General features: G+C 46.0%; 18 protein-coding genes and 2 pseudogenes. 10 read left to right on the top strand and 10 right to left on the bottom strand.

What is annotated here, in order from left to right; genetic code table 11:
* Window positions 1–309: 309 nt before the first annotated feature.
* The 7 genes and pseudogenes from PMG71_RS04705 to PMG71_RS04680 all read left to right on the top strand — a co-directional run bounded on the left by PMG71_RS04705 (window position 310) and on the right by PMG71_RS04680 (window position 5,135).
* Window positions 310–1,287, top strand: a complete 978-nt coding sequence (locus PMG71_RS04705; protein WP_283752489.1) for a coiled-coil domain-containing protein — start codon at window positions 310–312, stop codon at window positions 1,285–1,287.
* A 210-nt stretch (window positions 1,288–1,497) separates the two neighbouring features.
* Entirely contained in the window at window positions 1,498–2,571 is a 1,074-nt protein-coding gene (locus PMG71_RS04700) for a coiled-coil domain-containing protein (RefSeq protein ID WP_283752488.1), read from the top strand.
* Window positions 2,572–2,895: 324 nt separating this feature from the next.
* Window positions 2,896–2,991 (top strand): annotated as a pseudogene (locus PMG71_RS23830) (type II toxin-antitoxin system VapC family toxin); the annotation flags it as partial.
* 62 nt (window positions 2,992–3,053) lie between these two features.
* Window positions 3,054–3,263, top strand: a complete 210-nt coding sequence (locus tag PMG71_RS04695) for a hypothetical protein (protein ID WP_283752487.1) — start codon at window positions 3,054–3,056, stop codon at window positions 3,261–3,263.
* 75 nt (window positions 3,264–3,338) lie between these two features.
* Window positions 3,339–3,917: a DUF6391 domain-containing protein gene (locus PMG71_RS04690; RefSeq protein ID WP_283752486.1), complete on the top strand. Its 579-nt coding sequence runs from the start codon at window positions 3,339–3,341 to the stop codon at window positions 3,915–3,917.
* 97 nt (window positions 3,918–4,014) lie between these two features.
* Window positions 4,015–4,224: a photosystem I reaction center subunit IV gene (locus PMG71_RS04685; protein ID WP_283752485.1), complete on the top strand. Its 210-nt coding sequence runs from the start codon at window positions 4,015–4,017 to the stop codon at window positions 4,222–4,224.
* 35 nt (window positions 4,225–4,259) lie between these two features.
* Complete coding sequence (locus tag PMG71_RS04680; protein WP_283752484.1) at window positions 4,260–5,135, top strand: DNA-formamidopyrimidine glycosylase; 876 nt, start codon at window positions 4,260–4,262, stop codon at window positions 5,133–5,135.
* A gap of 50 nt (window positions 5,136–5,185) precedes the next feature.
* Here the strand turns inward: PMG71_RS04680 and PMG71_RS04675 are convergent, their stop codons facing one another.
* Window positions 5,186–12,364: an eCIS core domain-containing protein gene (locus tag PMG71_RS04675; protein ID WP_283752483.1), complete on the bottom strand. Its 7,179-nt coding sequence runs from the start codon at window positions 12,362–12,364 to the stop codon at window positions 5,186–5,188.
* A gap of 6 nt (window positions 12,365–12,370) precedes the next feature.
* A complete protein-coding gene (locus PMG71_RS04670; protein ID WP_283752482.1) occupies window positions 12,371–12,493 on the bottom strand; it encodes a hypothetical protein in 123 nt (40 codons plus the stop codon).
* Between the two features lie 22 nt (window positions 12,494–12,515).
* Between PMG71_RS04670 and PMG71_RS04665 the strand changes: the two genes are divergently transcribed.
* Window positions 12,516–13,880, top strand: coding sequence for a DNA cytosine methyltransferase (locus PMG71_RS04665; RefSeq protein WP_283752481.1), 1,365 nt, complete (start codon window positions 12,516–12,518; stop codon window positions 13,878–13,880).
* 13 nt (window positions 13,881–13,893) lie between these two features.
* Here PMG71_RS04665 and PMG71_RS04660 read toward each other — a convergent pair whose 3' ends face one another.
* A complete protein-coding gene (locus PMG71_RS04660) occupies window positions 13,894–14,541 on the bottom strand; it encodes a Uma2 family endonuclease (RefSeq protein WP_283752480.1) in 648 nt (215 codons plus the stop codon).
* 109 nt (window positions 14,542–14,650) lie between these two features.
* On the opposite strand from PMG71_RS04660, the gene PMG71_RS04655 reads away from it, so the two are divergent.
* Both PMG71_RS04655 and cofH read left to right on the top strand, forming a co-directional pair.
* A complete protein-coding gene (locus PMG71_RS04655) occupies window positions 14,651–15,205 on the top strand; it encodes a hypothetical protein (RefSeq protein ID WP_283752479.1) in 555 nt (184 codons plus the stop codon).
* 73 nt (window positions 15,206–15,278) lie between these two features.
* Window positions 15,279–16,412, top strand: a complete 1,134-nt coding sequence (gene cofH / locus PMG71_RS04650; protein ID WP_347179199.1) for a 7,8-didemethyl-8-hydroxy-5-deazariboflavin synthase subunit CofH — start codon at window positions 15,279–15,281, stop codon at window positions 16,410–16,412.
* On the opposite strand, the gene mutS is transcribed toward cofH, so the two are convergent.
* The 7 genes and pseudogenes from mutS to PMG71_RS23825 all read right to left on the bottom strand — a co-directional run.
* Complete coding sequence (gene mutS, locus PMG71_RS04645; protein WP_430540992.1) at window positions 16,409–18,904, bottom strand: DNA mismatch repair protein MutS; 2,496 nt, start codon at window positions 18,902–18,904, stop codon at window positions 16,409–16,411. The two genes, cofH and mutS, sit on opposite strands and share 4 nt — an antisense overlap.
* Before the next feature lie 211 nt (window positions 18,905–19,115).
* Window positions 19,116–19,601 carry a PIN domain-containing protein gene (locus PMG71_RS04640; RefSeq protein WP_283752476.1) on the bottom strand — a complete coding sequence of 162 codons (486 nt, stop codon included), beginning with the start codon at window positions 19,599–19,601 and terminating at the stop codon, window positions 19,116–19,118.
* Complete coding sequence (locus PMG71_RS04635; RefSeq protein WP_283752475.1) at window positions 19,594–19,851, bottom strand: UPF0175 family protein; 258 nt, start codon at window positions 19,849–19,851, stop codon at window positions 19,594–19,596. Before PMG71_RS04635 ends, PMG71_RS04640 begins: the two co-directional genes overlap by 8 nt.
* A gap of 170 nt (window positions 19,852–20,021) precedes the next feature.
* Window positions 20,022–21,716, bottom strand: coding sequence for an iron uptake porin (locus PMG71_RS04630; protein WP_283752474.1), 1,695 nt, complete (start codon window positions 21,714–21,716; stop codon window positions 20,022–20,024).
* Between the two features lie 261 nt (window positions 21,717–21,977).
* Complete coding sequence (locus PMG71_RS04625; protein ID WP_283752473.1) at window positions 21,978–23,828, bottom strand: iron uptake porin; 1,851 nt, start codon at window positions 23,826–23,828, stop codon at window positions 21,978–21,980.
* A 61-nt stretch (window positions 23,829–23,889) separates the two neighbouring features.
* Complete coding sequence (locus tag PMG71_RS04620; protein WP_283752472.1) at window positions 23,890–24,168, bottom strand: 4a-hydroxytetrahydrobiopterin dehydratase; 279 nt, start codon at window positions 24,166–24,168, stop codon at window positions 23,890–23,892.
* 463 nt (window positions 24,169–24,631) lie between these two features.
* Window positions 24,632–24,772 (bottom strand): annotated as a pseudogene (locus PMG71_RS23825) (photosystem II D2 protein (photosystem q(a) protein)); the annotation flags it as partial.

Here is a 24,772-nt window from a genome sequence, read left to right as displayed (position 1 = left end):
GACATGAAAATTGGTTAAGAAGCGGGCAAGATGCCCGCACTCCTCGAATTCTTTGATATGACTGGAGTGGGAGCATCTTGCTCCCTGGATTTTTAATTAGGGTATTTCCGCTTCGCGGACATGAATAAGCGAACTTGATATGATTGGGTGTTTTAGGAGTGCGTAGCGAGCGAGACGTTTGTCCTGCGGACACGCTACGCTACGCACTCCTATTTTGGCGGTCTCTCGAAAAAGGGGGTTGACTTAAAATTCAATCCTGGTTATAGTGATGATGTTGATGAAAATATCAAGTCTGTGAGGACTACGGTAATGACTCCCACATCATCGAGTAAAAGTCAGTTAATGCAAGCGTTTGAGAAGATTGTCAATGAAAGAAAATCCCCCAATGTGCGGGTGGAGACGAAGGAACAAGAGGCGCAACGGGAACAGAATCAGCAGGTTGTGGCAAAGGTTTCGGGTTATAGTCGCGATCGCCTAGTTACGGGATTAGCCACCCTGCACTTAGACTTAGGGGATACCATTGAGCAGTTAACCGAGAAGCTCTCTACAGAAACGGATAAGCTCAAGGAAATCAATCAGGCTATTTCAGTTAAACAGGAGCAATTACAAGACCTGAAAAATCTCCGTGTCGTCGCTGATGCTCTGCATCTTTTGACTCAAGAGCATAACGCCAAAGTGAATACCTTTGAGGCTCAAATCACCAGTCAGGAAGAAGATTTAGCCAAGCAACAGGACTCTGTGCGTAAAATCTGGTCAAAAGAGCAACAAGGATATGAGAGTGCCCTAGCGGATAAAACGGAACAGATTAACCGCGATCGCCAGCTTCAAGAAACCAATCATCAATACGAACTAGAGCGCGTGCGTCAAATGGACTCAGACGACTACGAAGAGCGCAAACGGCAACTCGAACACGAACTTCACCAACGTCAACAACACCTCGAAAAAGACTGGCAACAGCGCGAAAAAGTCCTCAGCGCTCAAGAAGCTGAATACACCGAATCTTGCCAAAAAATTTCCGGTTACGAAGAAGAACTCAAACAAGCTTATATTAAAGCCAAAGAAGAAGCCATTCAAGACGCTAACCGCGAAGGCAAAGTTAAATCTGACTTGTTAGAAAAAGAATGGACAGGTATTCAACAGGGATACGAATTGCAAGTTCAATCCTTAGAAAAAAACATTGAACGGCAAACCGAAGAAATCACCGCCCTTTCTGAACAACTGCAAGCTGCTGTTAATCAGGCGAAAGAATTGGCAATGCGAGCTTTTTCCAGTTCTAGCAATAAATAATTTTCCCCTCATCCCCCAACCCCTTCTCCCACGGGAGAAGGGGGGAAAAAGTCCCTCTCCTGTGGGAGAGGGATATAGGGAGAGGGCACAATTTCCCCTCATCCCCCAACCCCTTCTCCCACGGGAGAAGGGGGGAAGAAGTCCCTCTCCTGTGGGAGAGGGATATAGGGAGAGGGCACAATTTCCACCCACTATTGATAAATGTTCACTATGGCTAAAAAACCCACCGATCGCAATACCAAAGCCGAAATTCTCGCGGCTTATCAAGAACTCCTGCAAGAGAAAAAAGAGCTAGAAAACAAAGTTTCCCAAACCCCACCCCCCAAACAACCCCTCGTGAAACCTACTCCTGTGATTGAACATCCTAGCGCCCAGAACTCAGTCAATCGAGTTTCTGAACCGATGAAAAAAGTTTTGCAAGACTTGGAAAAAATCCAAGCAACCTTTGGCGGAGCCTTAAACGAACTCTCCGAGAAACTGTTAAAAGAAGCTAGTCAACTGGAAGATGTTGAAGAACAGGTAAATCTTGAACAAGCGCAATTGCAACAGTTATATGATTTAGAGGTTTCTGAGACGACTTTAGATGAGTTGATCGAGCAATATCAAACCCAGGCAAAAACCTTTGAGCGGGAATGGGAGGAACAGCGAGAAACCCTAGAGCAGCGTTTAGCCGAAGCGCGGCAAGCTTGGCAAAAAGAGCAGCAAACCCATCAACGGGAAATTCAAGAGCGCAACCAAGCCACTCAGACGCAACAAACTAGGGATGCAGAGACTTATAACTATAACTTGCAACTGCAACGCAAATTGGATGAAGAAGCCTACCAGCAAGGGCGAGAGCAGTTAGAGCAAGAGCTGGTGGAGTTGCGGGAAACCCAAGAGCAAGGTTGGCAAGAGCGGGAAGAGGCGATCGCCGAACGGGAAAAAGCCTATACTGAAGCGAAAGCCAAAGTCGAAGCCTTTCCCCAAGAATTGGAACAGAACATTAAACGCGGTAAAGAAAACGGTCGCAATATTGGCCACTATCAAGTTAAAATTAAAGCCGATCTTCGCGCCCAAGAAATCGAAAGCCAGAAGAAAATCTATGAATTGCGCTTACAAGGCTTATCCGAAACCATCCATAATCAAGAAACTCGGATTCAGAATCTCTCTAAACAATTGGATTCTGCCTTGAAACAGGTACAAGATTTAGCCGTTAAAGCCATTGAAGGCGCTTCTAATACTAAATCTTCTGAGGCTCTAAAAGAAATTGCCCTAGAACAAGCCAAGCAAATGAAAGGCAAATAGTATCAATTAAAAATTAAAAATTAAAAATTAAAAATGGGTATCATATCAAGTCGGCTCAATCAGTTATAGTACGTCATTGCGAATGGAGCGGAGCGGAATGAAGCAATCTCAACAATCTCGTAAGTCTCGGCGATTGCTTCCCTGCGGTCGCAATGACAACGGTTTAAACGAACTTGATATGACCCCTCTTGATGACAGATTTGGGAGTAGTTTGGGAATTGCAAAATTGCGGGTGGATGCAATGCAATTCCCAATTTTTTGAGATGACAGTGCTTTGTGTTAGGAAATAGGTTAAACTTTAAATAGCCTACCATTAGCTAGTATATGATTGAAACTGTCTACCTTGAAACCAGTGTAATTGGGTATCTGACCGCCAGATCAACTAAAAACTTGGTGATTGCTGGTCATATCGAAACTACCTTGATTTAGGATATGAATTGCCTGTAATTTGTACGCCCTATGAACTCTTAGGAGGTTCAACCATGCAACAAGAAAACATTCTGGATGAAATTCATCAGTTGCGAGCAGAACATGCGAAAGCCTTTGACTATGATCTCGATGCCATGTTTGCCGATTGGCAAAAAAGACAATCCGAAAGTGAACGGGAAGTTGTTAGTTTGCCTCCCAAGCAAGGTCTAATCCGTCGTTGGATAAGAGTCAAGCAAGATCAACAGCAAGAAGCCCAAATTTAGATAAACTTGAGCCACAAGGCGCTCTAATTTCTAGCTAGTATCTAAGTTAGGTCTTATCCATATCAACCCATAACCATGACACAAACCACCTCTTCCTTTGACTTTGTGCCTCAAGCGACTCAAGACCGGGAAACCCTAGAACAATTGGGCTTTATTCCTGGTCTGAAAGAATTCTTAATGGTGCGCCAGGTTCATGCCTTAGAACATGCCACGGTCTGGGTGCTGACGGAGCTAGATCGCAGTGGCGAACTCTTGGGGGGTATGTCTACAGACCAGGGATTTTACCTGTATGGCGAGGTTAACCCTCAAACCTTGCAGCGAGCGGTTTATAGCGCCCTAAATCGCATTACGAGCGGAGAATGGAATCTAGCGGTTCATCCAAGATGCGGAACTAATCTTTCCGTGGCCTTGCTGCTGACGGCCGGTTTTACCCTCGGCGTGAATTTCGTTATGCCTAAAGACCCCCTGGGACAATTGCTCGGTGTGGGAGTCTCGGCCATGGCTGCTTCCCAGTTAGCTCCTGATGTAGGGCCCATTGCCCAACGCTATCTGACTACAGCCATTCCCTTTAACCTGGAAATTGTCAGAATTGAAGAAAGTCAAGATATGTGGGGGAAACCGGCCCATTTTGTGCGCGTGCGCTGGCAGGATTAGTAACAAAACTTAAAAAACTAAGCGTGCAGATGAGAGCCGTTGAGTAGTACCCTGAGAGACAATGCCCGTTAACAAATACTCAAAGGAAACAGTCATCATGGTTCAACGTGGTTCTAAAGTCCGTATTAAACGCAAAGAGTCCTACTGGTATAACGAAGTGGGTACAGTCGCCACTGTGGACAAAAGCGGGATTAAATATCCTGTGGTGGTTCGCTTTGAGAAAGTGAACTATACCGGTTTCAGTGGTAGTCCCTCTGGACTCAATACCAATAACTTTGCAGAAAGCGAACTTGAAGAAGTTAAATAGTCTTTTAGCCAAGTTTATTGGGATGAGTAAGAGTTGTGCCTGAACTACCAGAGGTTGAGACTGTCCGTCAAGGACTCAATCAACTGACGTTAGAGCAGGAGATTGAGGGTGGGGAAGTGTTGTGCGATCGCCGGAAATCTGGCTTAAGTCACAGCATTGCCCACCCTACTTCTGTGGAGGCGTTTTTGCAGGGGGTACGGGGAGCGAAGATTAAGCAATGGCATCGTCGCGGTAAGTATTTGTTGGCTGAGTTAACCCGCAAAGGAGAGCCTGGGGGAGTTTTAGGGGTGCATTTGCGGATGACCGGACAGTTGTTATGGGTGAGTCCAACGGAACCTCTGGCGAAACATACGAGGGTAAGATTGGGGTTTGAGTCGGGAAAAGAGTTACGGTTTGTGGATCAGCGTCGCTTTGGTCGGGTTTGGTGGGTTCCTGCGGATGCGGCTTTAGAGAAGGTGATAACAGGCTTAGGGAAATTGGGGCCAGAGCCGCTTTCTGAGGGGTTTTCGGTGGGCTATTTGCGTCGCACCCTAGAGAACCGCAAACGGCCCATTAAAACGGCTCTATTAGATCAGAGTTTAATCGCTGGACTGGGTAACATTTATGCGGATGAGGCGTTGTTTCTGGCTGGGGTGCATCCAGAAAGGCGCTGTTGCGATCTGTCGGTTTCCGAGTGGGAGAGTTTAAGGAAGTCGGTGGTGCAGGTGTTGGAGGATAGTTTGCGGGAGGGGGGTACGACGTTTAGCCATTTTCTGAATGTGCAGGGGGTGAATGGCAATTATGCGGGGGTGGCGTGGGTGTATGGTCGTAGGGGGGAAACCTGTCGCCGTTGTGACAAGGTGATTGAGCGAATTAAGTTGGGTGGGCGATCGAGTCATTTTTGTCCCCAATGCCAATCAATTAAAAATTAAAAATTAAAAATTTTCATGTCGGCGACAGCCGAAAAAATTAAAAATTCAACCTATTGTTTATCTTCTGGATCGACGCGAGCGATCACAAATAGGGTTTTGGGATCGCCTCCGGGTTTAATCTGGGTTTTGGTGCTGAGAGGTTTAGCGCTGGCCGTATCTGCTCCGTCTGGTGTACCCGCAGCTTTAACTTTGGCGGTTTTGGCTTTTTGGGATTCTAGAGTAGAGGGAGTTGGCTTATCTTGATTTTCGGTGTCTGGAGTTTTGCCGGATTCATCCTCGGATTCAGCAGGCTTAGATTTGTCTTTAGTGGTTTCTGGCTCTGGCGGTTTGGGGGGTAGCTCCGTTGTGCCATCCTGTTGAGGTGCAGAGGGTTGGCCCTGAGCGCTACCCATTTTAGCCATTTTCTTCAACATGGCTTCGATTTTCTTCTGGGCGACGGCTTTGGGGTTGCCTTGGGCTAAAACTTTGTACTCAAAGCTACTGCCACCAATCTCTGTGTAACCGGCAATTTTTACCAAGTCTAGGTCGAACTTGAGGGCGACTTCGGGTAATTTTTTCTCCACCACTTCTCGCCTAGGGTCTTGGCGGAGAATGGTTTCAATATGTTTGGCGATCAAGGTGCGGGTAAATTCGGGAATGCCTTCACTATCATCGGCTATATCTGCCATTTGTTGTTCTGGGGTACTTTGGTATTGGGGTTTCTGTACCCGCACAAAGACTTCCATTGTGCCTTTTTTCTTACTGATATCTTTATAGACATCAACATCGGTTTTCAGGCTGGAGGAGCTTTCCATGACTTTAGCGGCGGTTCCTACAGCAACAGCTCCAGCAACAACAGCAGTTTGGCTCAGATCCATTCCGCCATCTTCATCGCGCTGAATCACCAAATCGCTGCCGAGGTGACTGAAGAGGGGTTTGGGGGGTGGGCCGTCTCCTTGACGCTGTACGAGGTTTTGGGGGAAGAAGGGACTGCGCTGGACTTGGGGTTTATGGCCAGATTGTTGCACGACGTGGGTGAGTTCGTGGGCAATGAGATGGCTACCAGAGGAGGTATCGGGACGATAGGTGTTGCTGCGGAAGTAGATGTCTTGTCCGGTGGTGAAGGCTTTGGCGTTGAGGGAGCGACTGAGGGTATCGCCTTCTGTTTTACGGTGAATTCTAACTCCGCTAAAATCTACACCGAAGGCTTGTTCCATGGGTTCGCGGACGGTATGGCTGAGGCTCTCACCTTTGCCTTGCGATCGCCCAATTCGTTGTTCAATATGGTTACTGACCGGAGCTGCTAATCTGCCAGAAGCCGCCTTGCGACTGGCTTTCTTCTTCTCTTGGGGCGGCACTTTGGCAGTAATTTCATACTCGATTTCGCGATCGAATTTATCCATCAACCCCGTCTTATCATCGATACCAATACTGGTCAGGTCATACTGTTTCTTGTACTTCGGCAATTGCATTTTGAAATAGGCGACCGGTTTCTTATCCTTAATCCGACGAGCTTTCTTCTCAATATCTCTAGCTAACTTAGTCAGCACTTCACCTTCATCAATCAGTTTGGCTTTCAAGACAAATTTGCTCGACGTGGACTTGTCGTCAACAATCAACTTCTTCTTCTTGTCTTTCCATTTATCTTTCTTCCGTTGCAGTTTTTTCAAGGGAATGGGACGAAGCTGAACCAAAGGCTGCGCTTCAGTTTGCAGTGCTTCTTCGGGGATTCTGGAATTGCCAGACATCGGTTTACGACTAGCCGTTTTCTTAGAACTCTTTTTAGGGATTTTCAGCTTCTTAATCGTTCCAGTCAACGTATATTTATTGCTATACTTTCCTCCAAAACCACTCTTCACTTTAACATCTTTAACCTCAGCAAATTCTTTTCCTTTTTGTACTGAAGTCTTAATATTTTTTGCTCCCTGTTTAACATCTTTAGGATCGCGCTTGTTCGTAATCAGCTTTTCGCCTTCACGTTCTCCCTCAGAAATCATTTGCTTGACTTCAGTTTTCTGCTGCTTAACTTTACGTTTATATTCGTCTTTCTGTTTTTGCTTCTCAGTCTTTTTCTCTTCTTTTTTCTTCTTGGGAGCAAACTTCTCTTTAGCTTTATTTTTAACAGCTTTAGCTTTTGCTTTAGCCGATTTATATTTCTTCGCACCCCAGGCCTTTGCTTTGCCAAATGCTTTCTTAAATGGCGCTGCGACTTTTTCAAACATTTTTTTCAAGCCTTTACGGAAAGGCCCTGTGATTTTATCCAGGATTTTGCGAATCTTATTGGCTATACCACCTAAACCAATTAAAGTGGCGAGAAATCCTAGGGCAACGGGAATTAATCCCGCTAATACCAGTTCTATTGATTTGGAAAAACCAGCCGTATCTCCTTTTGCAATCATTGACAAACCGGCAAAAATGGTTTTAATTAATTCGACAATGTGTTCGTAGTTTTGAGCAAACCAAATAATAACATCGACGATCGCCTTAATAATTTTGACAATTCCGGCTGCTGGATTCAGTGTCCCAATCAACCAGGTAATGGCAGCTTTAACGACTTCAATGCTGACCATAATGGTCAGTTCTTTGATAAACAGGGTTTTCATCTCGTCAATGACATCGCCGAGGAAATTCCAAGCTGCTGCGACTCCCTTGGTAATTAAAGTATAAAATAACTCAACAATGACGGCAGCTTTCTTTTCCATACCGTCGATAATTTCATCAATATTGCTCCCTTCAATTGCGGATTCAATAACACCGACAATATCGGAACCAAAGACCTCAGATGCAATTGCAAAGATGGCATCTTTGGTAAATCCCATGACTTGCATGAAGATATCGAAAAATCCGGCGAGGTCAAATTTTGCGGGTAATTTAATCGGGCCGATATTGCCAAATAGCCATTCAACCAAACCGTTGAGAAAATGTTTGGGGAAGTTTTGGGCAAAATTGAGGAAACCATCTTTGAGTCCGGTGAAGAAGTTTTTCATAAATCCACCCGGATCGTCAATAATGGCATCTAAAATAGAGCCATCTACGCCAAATTTGGATAAGATCCATTTGATGGGAATCAAAAGGGCTTTAAGAATGGCTTTGATGACATCTCCAATAAAGGCTAAAGCTTTCTGTACTAACCCTTGGTTAGCGGCTTTCAGTTCTTCAATGCGGTCATCAATTTCTTTTAAGCCTTGTTTATAACTTTCGGTAATGTCGTTAACTAAGTTGTCTTGATAGGATTTAACATTATTTTCTAGATTATCGAATTGCCCTTGAATGTTAGAAATCGCGCCTTCTGCAAGTTGCTTTTCTTCTGGCCCCAATTTGTCTACGGCTGCTTGAAACTTGGCTTTCCCTTCGTCAATGGCAGCCTTGGCTTCGAGCATTTTTTGTTCTACATAGGGGGCGATCGCGTTCTGACCCAGTTGCTCGTATAGCCCAGTCACTTTTCCGAGAACATCTTTGACTTCGCTCGTCTCGACTTTCGGCTTAAAACCGGCATCTCCAGCAATGGACTGTCTCAAGAAATTAACATAGACTTCCCTGGCATCGCTATAAATGTTATTGACTTCATCCGGCAGTCCTGTATATATTTTCTCTTTAGCCCACAGGAAAACATTGAAAATCTTAAAACTGGTAAACCATAAATCAATTTTAATCCCATGGCGATGGTAGTAATAATTTTTCTGCCATTTTTTGAAGGCGGCTTTTTGCACGATCTCAAAGGCGAGGCGAGCAACCTTTTTGCCTAGGGCCATTCTGCGTTGCACTTCGGCATCCATTTCCGCTAAGATGCCATCCACTTTCATCTGAGACTCGGTATAAATGGCATTCAACTCTTCCGTTATTTTCAGCCGCGCTGCTTCATTGGCTCCCTTGGTTTCCTCCTTCTTGGTGGTCATGTCCGTCATGGTTTGGACACGCTGATCTTTCATCGCTTGCGTCGTTTGTTGCGATTTTTCTTGGTTGCGGGTTTTGGTATCGGCGATCGCCCCTTCTTCCTCTTTGCGGAACTCTTCCGGCCCTTGTTCGCTAAACTTCTCCGTCTCCTGTAACCCTTGCAGCGCCTTATCCCCTCCAAATGCCGGGTCATTGAAGGTTTCCATATCTTTAGTCGTCAGGGTTTTCCCCGTCCCCGTCTCCAGATCTACCGGTTCGGCTGTCTCCGCTTCCACCTCTTTTTCCCGTTGTAAAATCCACTGGGGAGAGCGATGGATCGTTTCGGCGATCGTTTTAGCTCGCAGGATCTGCCGTTTTACGAGGGGAGAGGGTTCCGTAGGGGCGGGTTTATCCAATTTTTCGTCTTCCAACCGCGATATTGGTGAACCCGCCCCTACACCGGATGTTTGCACCGGTTGGGACTGCGGATCGGGCATCTCCATCACCGTATCCGCCATGCGATCGGCTTCCACCTCATACCGATCCTGGGGCCCGCCCACCATCAACTTCGCCTGGCCAAAGTCCCCAAACGTTTCCTTTAAACCTTCCTGCTGCTCTGTTAACTTATCTTCCACATTCTCCGTAGAAGTCGCAGGAGGTGCAGCCTCATCCACTTCTGGAACCACCTCCTGCATATCATCAATCTTGCCTTCAACCCCCTCCATCTCCTTAACCGGCTTAATATCCTCGTCTTTCATCTCTGGAGGAGCTTGGGCAGCCTCCGGCATTCCCCCACCCGCCTCAGTTGTCGCCGAACCCACTTCCTTGTCAAGGGTAGCTTCCGCTTCCTGGCCAACGCCTCCACCACTTTCAACATCTTCCATGCTCTTCGGCTCTTCAATACCCAGAGCCGCGAACAGATTTTGCACAAACGCTTCTCGGTCAAAGGTTGCTGGGTCTTGACTGGCGGCTGTGTCACCTTTCCTTTCCTTCGCTTTGCGGTCAGATTGGCTTTCATCCACCACCGCATCCTGCACCTCGACTGCTTCCTGCTTGGGGTCATCATGCTTGGAAAACTCTGTTCCCTGTTGTTCAATTTGCTGCGTGACCGCCATGAATGCTGGGTTTTGGTTGGGGTCGTCGGACTCCACCTGACCAGGAACCACTTGAGGGACAGGAACAGGAGCGGCTGTATCGTCTGGAGGCGGTGGCGGTGCTTGTTTTTTCAGGTCTTCCGTAACGTCAGGTTCACTGGAGTCATCGGTTTCTTGAGGGGCAACATCCTCAGTTTGCTGATCTTCATCCTCTTTTTTATCGTCTCCGCCCCCATCGTCTTCACTTTTTTTCTTATCTTTGTCTACCTCATCTTCAGTTTTGCTGGCATCTTTCTCTAAGTTTTCGATGTCGTCTTCACTATAGTCATCATCGCTAACTTCAGTAGTATTTTCATCCACCTCGCTAATACTTTTCTTATCTTCACTATCATCTGCTGCGCTCGTGTCCTCACTCGTGTCCTCACTCGTGTCCTCACTCTTGTCCTCGCTCGTGTCCTCACTTTTAGCCTCGCTCTTGTCGTCATCTTTCTGAATATCCGGCTGAGTTTTCACACTGGGGCCGGTTTGTTGGATGGTGTGGGTGAGTTCGTGGGCAAGTAAATGTTTGCCACCAGTGGAACTGGGGTTATATTGTCCAGAATTAAAATAGATGTCTTTTTTGTGAGTAAATGCCTTAGCTCCCAGATCTTTGTTCATCTGCACCGCATCGCTGTCGGTATGGACGCGAACCCCACTAAAGTCGTTATTAAAGCGAGATTCCATGAAGCCTTTGGTCTCTGTGGGTAAGGATGAACCGCCCCCTTCTTTACTCTTAATTTTGCTTTCTATGCCACTACTGGCTTGAAATGAACCATCGCTATTGGCTTGAAGGGTTGCGGGTGCATCATGGATGGGTTCGGGTTTGAGGGTGATGTTAACGTTCTGTTCGTCGGTATTGATGTCCGGTTGTAGAGGTAATTGTAGGGGCGAACGGCCGTTCGCCCCTACATCGTCTTGACGTTTGAGGGTGATATTGACGTTCTGTTCGTCGGTGTTGATGTCCGGTTGTAGAGGGGGTGCGGGGGCATCTTCTGCATCGTCTTCCCGCTTCAGGGTGATGTTAACGTTCTGTTCATCTTCGCTTTCTTCCTGACCGCCTAGAATGGCTGCATAGGGGATGGCTTTGGGACGACGACGACTTTGGGGCCGCCGACCATTGCCGCGCTGTATGGTGTGGTCTAGGGGTTTGAGGTTAACGTCGGCACTGGGTTCGGGTTCGGGTTCTGTTTCGGGTTCTTGCTCTCGTTGTAAGGTGGTAGAGTGATCCATAACCCGATCGGCCATGCGGTCTGCTTCTTGTTCGTAGCGATCGCCAACTGCCCCTACAATTAATTCTGTCTGGATCTTCCCCCCATCACTGTTGGTGCGCTGAATTTGAGCCGCAAGGGGTTTCAAGTTCACATCAATACCACTTGATTCTTCTTTGGGTTGCACATTCCCCGCAAGCGGTTTCAAGTTCACGTCAATACCACTGGATTCTTCTTTGGGTTGCAGACTTCCCCCCAAAGGCTTCAAATTGACATCAATACCACTTTTTTCTTCTTTACGCTGCACCTTTTGAACTACAGGTTTAGGCTTAACCTCTGGTGTCTTTGAGTTGGTTTTTTCCAGTTTGGCCGAAATTTTATGAGGTTTCCTAGGTTCAGTTTCGACTCTCTTGGGTTTGAGTTTCGCCCCTTTTTGCTGGATGGTGTGGGTCAGTTCATGGGCTAAAAGTCGTTTACCACCGGTTGAACCGGGGTTATATTGCCCGGAATTAAAGTAAATATCATGACCATGGGTAAAGGCTTTGGCTTTTAGGTCTTGACTCAGTTGTACGGCGGTGCTATCAGTATGAACTCTAACTTGACTAAAATCATTCCCAAAGCGGTCTTCCATAAACGATCGCGTGCGATCGGGTAAGGGTTGCCCTTTTCCCCGCTTTAACTGTATCCGTTTTTCTACAGATTGACTCGTCTCGAATGTGCCATCTTTTCTAAATTGGGGCCGGTCTTCATCCTCGGTTTGGGACTGCAACAGAGCCGGATTTGCACGAGTCGGAGCCACCGAGATTTGACTAAATTGATACCCTAGGGGAGAAAATTGGGGGCGATCGCCTCTCCCCGTCCCCTTGTCATCAGGAGGAGTCCCACTCATGGCACTCATCTGCACCGTTGCGCTCTCCGTATCCGTCTCCACAACCGGCAAAGACTCCGTAAACGGTTTCGGTGTAGGGAGAGCATTTTTAGCCGGAGTTGCAGGAGTCGGAGTAACTGGAACTTGGGTTTGAGTTTTCGTTGCCATAGCTGATTATCTCGCTTGTGGCCCCAGAAGGATATAGGTGAATTCCATCTTAACACGGCGATCGCGATTGTCTTCAATTTCTTCGGATTTATAGCTCTGAACAAGCTCTGATATAATAAATAGACTCATCTTAAATTCTGATATTACCCAGATGCAAGCTGCATCCCCTATTCAAATCGAATTATTTAATCCCTTGAATCCCTATTCTGGGGTGAGTCTGAATCCCAAATTTACGTTTATTGATTTGTTTGCAGGCATTGGTGGATTTAGACTCGCACTGGAACAATTAGGGGGGAAGTGTTTGGGCTATGCAGAAATCGATCGCGAAGCAATTTCGGTATATCAAACCAACTTTATCCGTTACATTAATGCAGAAAAACTCAATTTAGGAGATATTTCTCAACTGGGGTATTTACCCCACTCAGTTGATGTAATTGTGGGTGGAGTTCCCTGTCAACCTTGGTCAATTGCCGGACAAATTAAGGGATTTGCAGATAAAAGGGGTCAACTGTGGTTTGATGTGATTCGTTTGGTACAGTTAAATCAACCCAAATTATTTATTTTTGAAAATGTCAAAGGATTAACCGAACCTAGACATTTACAGAGCTTACAAGCCATTCTAAGCCAATTGAGACAAGCTGGATATTGGGTAGACTATCAGGTTTTAAATTCCTATGATTTTGGTTTAGCACAAGACCGCGATCGCGTGTTTATTGTTGGCATTCATGAACAGCTCGAAAATCAGCATCAGTTTCAATTTCCCCAACCCTTAAATCAACGTCCTAAACTCTATGATTTTATCGCAGGAGTCTCGAAGCGTCCCGTACAGAAGCAAAAAATATCACCTTCTGTTTTATTTGGCGATCGCCCTCCTGCGTCCAGAAATCGATTTCAGAAAAACGATGAACTCAATGATTTCTTTGTGTTTGCTGATATTCGTGATGGTCATACCACAATTCATTCTTGGGATTTAATTGAGACCAGCGATCGCGAAAAATCAATTTGCACCACCATTCTTAAAAATAGACGCAAGAAAATATATGGCCCTAAAGATGGAAATCCTTTAAAATTTCATCATTTAGTTGAACTTATTCCCGATCTGCATCCAGAAGAACTAGAAAACTTGATCGCCAAAAAGATTCTCAGGTTTGATTCTTCCGGCTATGAATTTGTTAATTCTAAAATTTCCGCCGGTATTCATGGAGTTGCTAAAATCATTCTAGCCCATGCAGATGCTATTGGAACCTTAACAGCTACCGGAATGAGAGATTATATCACTACGATTTGTTTTGACTGTCAAGATCCCAAACGCTATAAACAAGAATTTATTCAGCGCGTTTATCACCGTAAAAAATACAAACCTATTACTGCCCAAGACTATGCCCGCTTACAAGGTTTCCCTGAATGGTTTCAGCTTTCCAAGCGAGAAAATACAGCCAAGAAACAGCTAGGTAATGCAGTTTCTGTGCCGGTGGTTTATCATTTAGCAAAATCTTTAGTTAAAGTTCTATTTTAAGAGTTCGCATACATCAGTTCCTTAACCGTCGGATCTGTTGACGAAATTCCCGTAAAGCCGGACTTCGACCGATCGCATAACTTCTTTCTAACACTTCTTTCACCCAATCTACTATGGGAAACTCTGGGAAAACTTTGCTCTGTTGAATCTGTTGATATTCCCCATCTTCCAACCCATACATCTTTAGTTCAGTTTCACCATAAATCCACAATTCCGGAACCCCCAAGCGGATATAAGCATCGGTCTGAGTCTTAGACGTAACATCCACTTCAATCGCCAAATCAGGAGGCGGATCGATGGCTAAATTCATTCTCCGCTTTCCTCGCATTTGAGCATGATTTTGAATATAAAAGCATTGATCGGGTTCAATGCCAAATCCCATTTCTTGGCGTTTGAATGTCGTCGAGCCGAAGCATTCACAATCGATCTCTAGTTCTTCCAATAAGATTTTTACCATATCCCCAATTAAAGATTTAGCTCGTTCGTGTTTTGGTAATGGCATTCTGATTTCTAAGGTATGGTGACTGTAAGCAATCCGACTGGCACGTTTTTCTCCCAGTTCAGTTAAAAATTGCTCAAATTCTTCCCAGTTCAGGTCATGAATCAGTAATCTTTGACCAGGGGGAATATCCAGTTGTTGGAATTGGAGAGTTAGGGGCATAGGAATCAGTAATGAATGATCTCACTAATTTTATCGTAAGATAGGGATAGAAGAGCAAAAGCAAACATCAATTATGAACCGATTCAAACCATTTCCATTGATATTATTTATGGCTCTTATCGGTGTGAGCTTCACCGCCTCTAGTAGCTCCCCATCCTTACCAGAAGTCGCCCAAACCACCAAAAATCTAACCCCACCTCGACTGCTTAATGCTGCCGAACTCGGTTGGGTAGAACGTAATTTATTTTTGCCCGATCGCCAAATTATTATTGATCAGAGTTTTTGGCTCGGTCTTCGAGAGGTAGGAGAAGTGGCTTTTGTGGCCACAGAATTTCAGAATAGTCTGGAATTTCACGTGATGCAGACCAATGGCGAAGTCATGCACACTTTACCGCCAAACTCCCATACAGAGTCTTGGATTTTTTCCGATTTAAAAGCGGTATCTTTCCAGGAAATTGACTTTGATGGTTCAGAACCAGATGTTATTGTTATTGCTGAGTATATCAGTGGAAATAGGACATTTCCAGTAACGACAGTCTACTTTAATCAAGGCAGTCGCTTTACCACAGATCCTGAACTGAATCAATTATTAACCGATCGCGGAGTCAGCACCATTGCTGAAGCAGAAGACATTCTGCGAGGGGAACTGCTATTTTTACCCTAATTATAACCTCAGTGATGAATAGAGCCATTACACTGAAAAGGTTAGCACACCAGTTTACAGAGGAAATACCGTGATTATCCTAAATCCCATAGAAACCCTTTTAGATCGCACCTTATCCGGTCAAGACCTCTCCACAGACGACGCTTTACTACTCTTACAACAAACCGATCCCAGAGCCATTGAAGCCATTCGAGAAACCAGCGATCGCCTGCGAGAAAAACAAGTAGGAAACACCGTCACCTACGTCATCAACCGCAACATCAACTTTACCAACATTTGCGAACAACATTGCAGTTTTTGCGCCTTTCGTCGAGATGCAAACGCTCCAGAATCCTACTGGTTAACCCTAGAAACTATTCTCCAGAAAACCGCCGACGCAGTAGAGCGAGGAGCCACCGAAATCTGTATGCAAGGAGGCTTAAATCCAGAAGCAAAAATAGACGGCAAAAGCTTAAAATACTACCTTAAAATCGTTCAAACTATCAAAAGCCACTATCCCCAAATCCACCTGCACGCCTTCTCCCCTCAAGAAATTCAATTTATCGCTAGACAAGATCAAATCAGTTATGAAACCGTCATCTCTAGTTTAAAAGAAGCCGGTGTCGGATCAATGCCAGGAACTGCCGCCGAAGTTCTCGACGATTGCGTGCGAGCCATCATTTGTCCCGAAAAAATAAACACCCAAACCTGGCTAGAAATCATCAGCACCGCTCACCGTTTAGGAATGCCCACCACCAGTACCCTATTATCGGGACATATTGAAACCCCCCAACAGCAAATTACCCACTTAAATCATCTGCGAACCTTACAACAAAACTCCCTAGAATTCAATCCATCCGCCATCACAGAATTTATCCTACTCCCCTTTGTCGGCCAAGATGCTCCCCCCATTATTCGCCATCGAGTTAAACGAGATCAACCTATTTTATCGGATGCCTTATTACTGACTGCCATCGCCCGAATTTTTCTCGGCAATTGGATTATTAACCATCAACCCAGTTGGGTAAAATTGGGCTTAAAAGGGGCAACCCAAGCCCTTAATTGGGGATGTAATGATATCGGCGGAACCCTCATGGAAGAACACATTAGCACCATGGCTGGGGCCCAGGGAGGTACTTGCATGGAAGTCGAAACTCTCGAACAAGCAATTAGTTCCCTAGGGCGATATCCCCAACAACGGGATACGGTATATAATAATATCTATTAATCCCTGGATGCGGGCATACCTTGGCGCAAACCCATGGCAATTTTACTATGTTTTTCAATCTGATTCATCACTTGTTTGGCTCGCTCAATAACCACTTTGGGTAAACCCGCTAATCGTCCGGCTTCAATGCCATAGGATTTATCTGCTCCACCGGGTTGAACTTGGTGCAAAAAGATGATTTTATCGGGCATTTCTTTGACGGTAACTTGATAATTAGCCACATTTTTTAAGATGGAGGCTAATTCATTCAGTTCATGGTAATGGGTGGCAAAAATGGTTCGTGCTTGGATGTCTGTGGCTAAATATTCAGCAACAGCCCAAGCAATCGATAAGCCGTCAAAGGTGGCGGTTCCGCGACCAATTTCATCTAATAAAACTAAGGAGCGAGAGGTTCCATGATTGAGAATATTGGCGGTTTCATTCATTTCTACCATAAACGTGGATTGACCGGTGGCTAAGTCATCGACTGCACCGACACGGGTAAAGATGCGATCGCAAACTCCCAATGTAGCCGATGTTGCCGGTACAAAACCACCCATTTGCGCCATCAGTTGAATTAAGCCCACCTGCCGCAGATAGCAGCTTTTACCACTAGCATTCGGCCCCGTTAAAATCACTAAATCCGTGGATTCATTTTTATCTTTTTGAGCTAAAGTTGTGGAGTTCGGCACAAAAAATGCCCGCCCTAAAGTTTGCTCAACCACCGGATGTCGGCCATCCCGGATGATAATTTCTCGGCCTTCGGTTAAAGTGGGGCGACAGTATCCTTCAATAACCGCAACTTCTGCTAATCCACATAAGGCATCGATCGCCGCAACTGCACGGGAAATACTGCGAATTAACTCCGTTTGTTCCCCCACTTCGGTTCGCAGTTGCACGAATAATTCATATTCCAATTGATTTAAATCTTCTCGTGCGGTGAGAATTCTAGCTTCCCGTTCTTTCAGCTCTTGAGTAATATAGCGTTCTTCATTCACTAAAGTTTGTTTGCGGGTATAGTCTTCCGGAACTTGATCGGCTTTGGAGCGAGCAATACTAATGTAATATCCAAAGGTTTTGTTATAGCCCACTTTCAGATTAGAAATACCCGTTCTTTCCCGTTCGCGAGTTTCTAAAGAAGCTAACCATTCTTGATCCTCTTGGGCTTCCGATCGCATCTCATCTAAATCCCCATTCACCCCCCCTTGAATCAAACCCCCTTCCTTCAACTGCTGGGGCGGATTTTCCACTAAATAGACTTTAATTTTAGTGGCTAATTGCTCTAACTCCGGTGGCACAGTTTGCAGCGCCCTCAGAAACGGCGATCGCCCCTGACTGGCGAATTGGGCAAGTTGCGGTAACTGACAGAGAGAGTCCGCCAAAGACACCAGATCCTTAGCATTGGCACTTCCCGATCCCGCTTTTCCCGTCAGCCGCTCTAAATCGGCAATTTGCCGCAAAATTTGACGAATAGAATCCCTTAATTCCGTATCCTGGACTAATTCGCCGATCGTCTCTTGTCGCGCTTCAATGGCTTTGATTTTCAGCAACGGTTGCAAGATCCAGCGCCGCAGGGCACGCCCTCCCATCGCGGTTAAGGTGCGATCGATCGCATATAATAGGGAACCATTGAAGGTGCGATCGCGCACCGTTTCCGTAATTTCCAAGTTGCGGCGACTTTGATGATCTAAAATCAGGAAATCCTGAGTCGAATAACTCCGCAACAATTGCAGGGTAACGGCGTTTTGCTTCTGGGTTTCCTCCACATATTCCAAGAGTCCACCCGCAGCCCGAACCCCTAACGGAATGCGATCGCATCCCATCCCCTCCAAAGATCTGACCTTAAACTTATGCAACAGGCGCTCCGTTGCCTCTTGCAGGCTAAAGACAACTTGCGATCGCCAAGAATAGCAAAAACAGTCCGGCAACCCTAGCGGCAGTTGCTCAGACTTTTCCCCAGGGCGCAACATTTTACCCAGATCCGGAGCATCCGTCGGCATCAGAATTTCCGAAGGTTGCAAGCGCATTAACTCCTGATTTAAATGCTCCAAACCACTCCCTTGAGTCGTAAAAAACTCCCCCGTAGAAATATCCGCATAGGCCAATCCCCAATGGTCTTTAACCATAACAACTGCTGCTAAAAAATTATTCCGACGAGCGCTTAACATCGACTCATCTGTGAGGGTTCCAGGAGTCAAAATTTTCGTAATTTCCCGCGTCACCATCCGTTTTTCTGCTGCTGCTACTGCCGCATCTTCCGTTTGATCGCAGACCACAACCGGATAACCCTTTTCCACCAATTGGGGACAATACCGTTCCAGAGCATGATGGGGAACCCCCGTCATCGGCACTCTACCAATCTCTTTTCCCCCATCCCGACTCGTAAGCGCCAATTCTAACTGCACCGAAAGGGTAACCGCATCCTGAAAAAAGCATTCAAAAAAATCACCCACTCGGTAGAGCAATACAGCATGGGGATACTCTTCTTTCACCTGCACATAATGCTGAAGCATGGGCGTGAGTTTATCCCGATCCAACTCTCGATAATCAGCATTAGGAATATTGAAATCTTCCGAAGCAGTAGAGGAATAACTCACGGTTGATGCTATGGTGCTGGTAATGGGTAATATGGAATTATAACAGAAGGCCGTAGGCAATCGGCAATCGACAGTAGGGAAAGCTCGGTTTCTAGACCTCCTAGCGATCGCAGTAAATACACTCCCCTTACTCACCAACACGGGATAGAGCTTGTTCTAAAATTCGATCTGAAAGATACATACCTGATTGGCGTAATTGCTCTAAAATTGGCCTAGCTTCCGAAATATGACCTCTTTGTTTCGCTCTCAAAACTAATCCTAAAGTGCCTCTAGTGGGAATCCCCAGAGTATCTGCACAACGCCGAGCAGCTAAATCGTCTAAAATCACTTCTGTACCTGGGTAATTGTATCCCCAAGTTAACACTTCTGACTCGCCCAAACCCAAATCACTCTTCTGAATAATTTCCGGAATAAGTCCAACATTTTGAGCAATTAACCAATCTGTTTCTTTTAGTGTTTTAACTGTAATATCTTCTTCTCCATAAGCTGTAACTTCTATAATCACTGCTTGAGGAACTACAATCTCACTACTGAAGGCTTGTAATAAATCAATCAAACTGGCTTTGGATAAGAAAATTAAAGGAGACGTATCTATTGCTGGAGATTTAACCACGTTGTAGTTCTCGGTCTAAGTCATCAAAATCTACCGGGAAAACATTGATTTTTTCTTCTGCCAGCTTGACTAAAAAATCCCGGCGGTTTAATCCCGCGATTTGTGCTGCTTTTTCTTGGGATATGTCTCCTTTTTGATACCAAAAAGTTGCCGCAGCTAATCGCATATCTTGTACAAATTCTTCTGGGGAACGCTTTCCCCCTTGGCTGACGAAGGCTTCTTCGGGTAAATCAATGGTGACTGATGTCATGGTTGTTTTACAAATTCATACAAACTTTATTATATTCGAGGCTTGACGGGAATTCCAAGAAGCGATCGCGCCGAACAAGTCTGAATGCCAACTTATTTAGGTATTGAAACAGAAAGGGGCGTGCTATTCGCACACCCCCCTCTTTGTTTTCTAGAGATTAACCGAGAACTCTAGAACCTGAACGTAGTCCGAATGGTTCCCACATAAACCGTATCGTTGCGGCTATCTCCTTCAGGATTAAATACAGCCAAGAAGCCAGGAGTAATCGAGATATTATCCGTTAAGCGGAGACGATAGAAAGCTTCCAAGTGAATCGGGGTATCAGGAGCTTCTCCACTACCTCCAGTCACATGGGGAGGCATACCCACCATCAGTCCACCTAAGTTACCTTCTGCACCGAGATCCGGGAAGGTAAAGCCAACGATCCAGTTCCAGATATCGGCATCATCATAGCGATAGCGGCCTTGGCGATCCAAGTCTTGGGCGCTGGTATACTGACCCCAGCCATTGAGAACGAAGCGATCGCTAATTTTCCATTCCGCAGAGATAGCATAGGAATCAGCAGCAATAGCCTCTCCAGCCTTACGGAAAGGATCGGAAGCCAACACGCCAATACCTCGATTCAGGGGGCCAGATAGACTACTTACACTCTCACGCGCTGTCCCTGAAACATAATCGCGAGCATAGGTAAAGCCAATCCCAAACCGGTCTCCCTCATAGCTCAATTGACCCATAGCTTGGAAGCTACCATTAAAGAGTCCTCGTCCTTCTGTCGGATCTTCCGCATCACCTGCTAAGTAGGAATAGCCCAAGCTAATTCTAGGGGTGAAATAGTAAATCCCTGTAATCCCTGCATCTCCGCCATTATAGATGGGAGCCAGTTGAGCAAAGCGAGAGATCGGACCACTATCAGAACTATTAATGCTGAAGGTGGGGATGATGTCATCTGGGGCTTGCCCAATTGCACCAATCTGCATCCGTCCTTTAGGTGTCCCATCTTCAAAATATCCACCATAGGGGAAACGGTAGGTCAGGATAGTGACATCAAAACTACTGTTAGTATTCGTTTCATACGCTAAACGAGCAGCAGTCGTTCCTAATGCATTACCCGTATTGTTGACATTACCAGCTTCCAGACGAGTTCTCAAACTATCTTCCCCAGTGAAACTGGTGTCAAAGTTCAAGCGGACACGACCGGCAAAAGTGGCGTTATCGTCTGCATCAGCCCGTCTACCTCCGGTTGTCGTAGAACCCGGAATCATCCGACGGTCAGGGCCCCAACCTCTCAGAGGTCTCTCATCTCCAAAAGCATTACTGAGAGCAAAAATCGCCGAAGCATTCAGTTTAGTCGTTGTCGAGAACTGGTGTTCTTCCAAGAAGTCTACTCGTGCTTCCAGGCTATCTACCCGTCCCCGCAGGGTCGCTAATTCTGCTGCAAATTCTTCTTGCAGACGTTGCAGTACCGCCAGGTCTTCACGAGTGACCAAGTTAGCCGTAGCAGCAGCAATCAGTTCATTGATGCGGTCTAAACACGCATTAACCCCAGCCGCAAACTCATACCGAGTCATCGCCCGATTTCCGCGATAGGTTCCATCGGGATAACCCGCAATACAACCATAGCGTTCTACCAAGGATTGCAAAGCTTGGAACGCCCAGTCTGTAGGGCGAACATCTCGCAACTGGGAAACTGAGGTCACTTGACCCATAGAACCGCTAGTGCGGGTTCCTCTTGAATATTTTTGGATTTGGTCTATATTACTGGTTTCAGTCGATTGGGCCAGAGCCGAACCACCAGAAACGAATAAAGCAGCCCCCAACAGAGCAGGGGTCAGACTAATGGATTTCCATAGAAGCTTTGACTTCATTGATTTTTCTCCTCACACCTTAAGAATCGTCAACTTCCCATCTGGGATTTTATCACCTAAACGCTGGAATGTCAGGATACTCATGTTAGGTTTCACTAACTCTGCCTTGTCCTCTATCTTGCACCATGATCGGAGTTTTGGCAGGACTTCGGCGAGTTGCTTTCGATTGTAACTTGATTTTTCCTTTTCAGCCCTATTCCTCTAACTGGGTGTAAACTTCAGGGATGGCCTGAACCTTACACCCAGTTAGATAATCTCCATTTAGAACGAGAACGTCGTTCTCAGGGTTCCAATCACGGCTGTATCCTCATCCAAAGCATCTTGGAAAGGACTGATTAAGACCGTTACGCCAGGAGTCAAAGAAATATTATCCGACACCCGGATTTTGTAGAAGCCTTCAATATTGACAGGAGTTGCATTATCCACCCCACCCATCAAGCTGACACCGGCCAAAGTTGGAGGAACACCTACAGAGAGTCCTCCCACATTTCCGGCTCTAAACAGGTCAGGGAAGGCCATGTTCAAACCATAAGTCCAAATCTCTCCACTGCCCCGTTGCCCTTGACTTAACAATTTGGCATCGGTGTAGCCAACAAAGGCATTGGCCACAAACTTCGGACTAATGCGCCAAGAAAAGGCTCCACCATAGGAATTTGTGGAAGTGCGCCCTAAATCGCTAACCAGTCGAGTTTGCGGTGTCCCCACTAAATCATAGCCATACCCATTGTCAAAGATGGGGCTGTATTGGTCATGATAGCCATGGGCATAGGTAAAGGCAAAGGAAAAGCTATTAGAAGGGGTAAAGGTCAACTGAGTTAACATCCCGTAGTCTCCATTGAAGAGACCATTCCCAGAGGTGGGATTTTCACCATTTTCAGTTAAATATCCCACACTGAGGTTCACCGCCCCTAAATTGAGGAACTTAAAGTCACCCAAATTGAAGTCCATACCAATCCCTGCACCACCGCCAATCCGGTATAGGGGATTCCGTTGCGAGAAGGTGTTGAGAGACCCGCTTCCCCCATCGTAGTCTTCAAAATAGGGGTTGAGGGTGGGCACAAAGTCATCAAATGTTCCGCCAATGGCAGAAACGACGAAATTCAAACGATTGTTGTAGCTCCAGTAGTATTGGAGTTTGTCTAGATAGAGATCGCCATTGGTTGAATTGTTGACTTGGAAGGTTTGCAGTCCTTGACCGGATTCTTGTTGGAAGTTAAATCGGTCAACAGAGGCAGCTTGCATCCGAGTGAGCAACAGGTCTTTCCCGGTGAAACTGGTGTTCAGGTTCAGCCGCACGCGACCCATTAGAGCGGTCTCATTGGTACTCGGATAGTCAGTTACTCCTCCAGCTAAGTTAGGATCAAAACTGCTAGACATTCCTAAGAATGCTCTACGACGGCCCACATTAAACCGGGAATGATTGAGGTCAAGGTCTGCGCCCCAGGCATCGGTGACGGCAAAGATGGCTTCGCCCACCAGTTTGGTAGTGGTGGAGAATTGATTGGCTTCTAGCTCGGTGGTGCGGGCTTCGAGGGCATCGACGCGACCGCGAAGGGTGGCTAATTCAGCCGCAAATTCTTCTTGTAGTCGTTGCAGTACCGCCAAGTCTTCACGGGTAACCGCGTTAGCAGTTGCCGCAGCAATCAGTTCATTTACCCGGTCTAAGCAAGCGTTTAAACCAGCAGCAAATTCGTAGCGAGTGATTGCCCGGTTGCCGCGATAGGTTCCGTCAGGATAACCGGCAATACAACCATAGCGCTCAACCAAGGATTGTAGGGCTTGGAAGGCCCAGTCTGTGGGGCGTACATCTCGCAGTTGGGAGACGGAGGTGACTTGCTCGACTTCTTCTTCAACTTCTTCTCCGTCACTGCTGTATTCAATCACTTGATCTAGGGTAGAGCGCTCTTGAGCAATGAGAGAGGGTTGAAGATCGAGATCGAAGGATTCCGGGACTCCAACGGAGAAGGAATCATCAATATTTAAATTTAGGGATTGCTGGTTCACTAGGGCAGGGTTGCTGGTGTTTTCAGCCGCCTGAACCAAAGAACCAGAGATCAACGTAGTCAGGACTGCTGGACTTACCAACAGGGTCTTCCACAGAAATTTCGACATTTTACTTGCTCCTCACACCTTTAAGCTTTTAACTTTAGAAGCTTATTTTAGTTTACCTTATTCATTCTATCTGGGAGATCGCTTGTGCCAAAGCGAAATCCTTTTCTGTTAAACCACCTGCATCGTGGGTTGTCAAGGTGATGCTGACTCGATTGTAGGAAATGGAGAGGTCAGGATGATGGTTGGCACTTTCTGCGGGTTCGACTAGCTTATTGATAAAGGCGATCGCCTCAACGAAGTTTTTGAACTTGCGCTGGCACTGTAGACTCTCTCCGTCTAATTCCCACCCTGATAGGGTTTTGGCTTTTTCTTGGATTTGTAATTGAGTCAGTTTAGTCATTCCTTTTCCATTCTCCTCTACTTCAAAACTATCCGCTCTCACTGGTAGATGTTCAATTTTCTTTCTGAACGATAGAATTTTGAACAGTTGAGAGTGAGAGCGGTGTAGCGGGTCTTCAGTTTGAAACCTGACTGCCGGGAGGAACCCCAAGCTAGTCATTTTTGACGATAGGTTTTCTAACCTGAGACTAGCATTTAGAGAACAGCCCCGGCCCACAGCCGGCATACTCCAATTTGAAGACCCATGCGTTTACTACTATCTGACATCGGCATCACCTCCTAAAAAATGCAACATTAAACTCGTAAACGAGATAAGAGAGCATCTAGCTCTGAGTGCCTTGCACCTGTGAATTACCTTAGCACAGAGTTCTAGAATCGGGTGAGGATTGGTCAGAATTACAGTGCATCAAGTAAAAAAGTAGGGTGGGCAATACCCACCCTACCAGAATTCTCAATTGTGAGAATTACAGAGCATTACCGCGAGGAAGAACCTCTTCAGGGAAGGTAAAGAACTCATGGGGTTGGTCAGCCGGAGACATCCAAGCGCGAATGCCTTCATTCAACAAGATGTTCTTGGTGTAGAAGGTTTCAAATTCTGGGTCTTC

This window comes from Roseofilum acuticapitatum BLCC-M154 (assembly GCF_030068475.1).
GTDB classification, from domain to species: domain Bacteria; phylum Cyanobacteriota; class Cyanobacteriia; order Cyanobacteriales; family Desertifilaceae; genus Roseofilum; species Roseofilum acuticapitatum.
Note: the sequence above shows the minus strand (reverse complement) of the source record. Positions and strands in the feature narration are given on the sequence as shown.

Excerpts from the sequence above, each read along its gene's own strand:
- PMG71_RS04655 (WP_283752479.1), top strand. The coding sequence starts at position 14,651 with ATGGCTCTTATCGGTGTGAGCTTCACCGCCTCTAGTAGCTCCCCATCC.
- PMG71_RS04695 (WP_283752487.1), top strand. The coding sequence starts at position 3,054 with ATGCAACAAGAAAACATTCTGGATGAAATTCATCAGTTGCGAGCAGAA.
- PMG71_RS04685 (WP_283752485.1), top strand. The coding sequence starts at position 4,015 with ATGGTTCAACGTGGTTCTAAAGTCCGTATTAAACGCAAAGAGTCCTAC.
- PMG71_RS04620 (WP_283752472.1), bottom strand. The coding sequence starts at position 24,168 with ATGACTAAACTGACTCAATTACAAATCCAAGAAAAAGCCAAAACCCTA.
- PMG71_RS04705 (WP_283752489.1), top strand. The coding sequence starts at position 310 with ATGACTCCCACATCATCGAGTAAAAGTCAGTTAATGCAAGCGTTTGAG.
- PMG71_RS04670 (WP_283752482.1), bottom strand. The coding sequence starts at position 12,493 with ATGAGTCTATTTATTATATCAGAGCTTGTTCAGAGCTATAAATCCGAA.
- PMG71_RS04700 (WP_283752488.1), top strand. The coding sequence starts at position 1,498 with ATGGCTAAAAAACCCACCGATCGCAATACCAAAGCCGAAATTCTCGCG.
- PMG71_RS04660 (WP_283752480.1), bottom strand. The coding sequence starts at position 14,541 with ATGCCCCTAACTCTCCAATTCCAACAACTGGATATTCCCCCTGGTCAA.
- mutS (WP_430540992.1), bottom strand. The coding sequence starts at position 18,904 with ATGCTTCAGCATTATGTGCAGGTGAAAGAAGAGTATCCCCATGCTGTA.
- PMG71_RS04675 (WP_283752483.1), bottom strand. The coding sequence starts at position 12,364 with ATGGCAACGAAAACTCAAACCCAAGTTCCAGTTACTCCGACTCCTGCA.
- PMG71_RS04625 (WP_283752473.1), bottom strand. The coding sequence starts at position 23,828 with ATGTCGAAATTTCTGTGGAAGACCCTGTTGGTAAGTCCAGCAGTCCTG.
- PMG71_RS04665 (WP_283752481.1), top strand. The coding sequence starts at position 12,516 with ATGCAAGCTGCATCCCCTATTCAAATCGAATTATTTAATCCCTTGAAT.
- PMG71_RS04635 (WP_283752475.1), bottom strand. The coding sequence starts at position 19,851 with ATGACATCAGTCACCATTGATTTACCCGAAGAAGCCTTCGTCAGCCAA.
- PMG71_RS04630 (WP_283752474.1), bottom strand. The coding sequence starts at position 21,716 with ATGAAGTCAAAGCTTCTATGGAAATCCATTAGTCTGACCCCTGCTCTG.
- PMG71_RS04690 (WP_283752486.1), top strand. The coding sequence starts at position 3,339 with ATGACACAAACCACCTCTTCCTTTGACTTTGTGCCTCAAGCGACTCAA.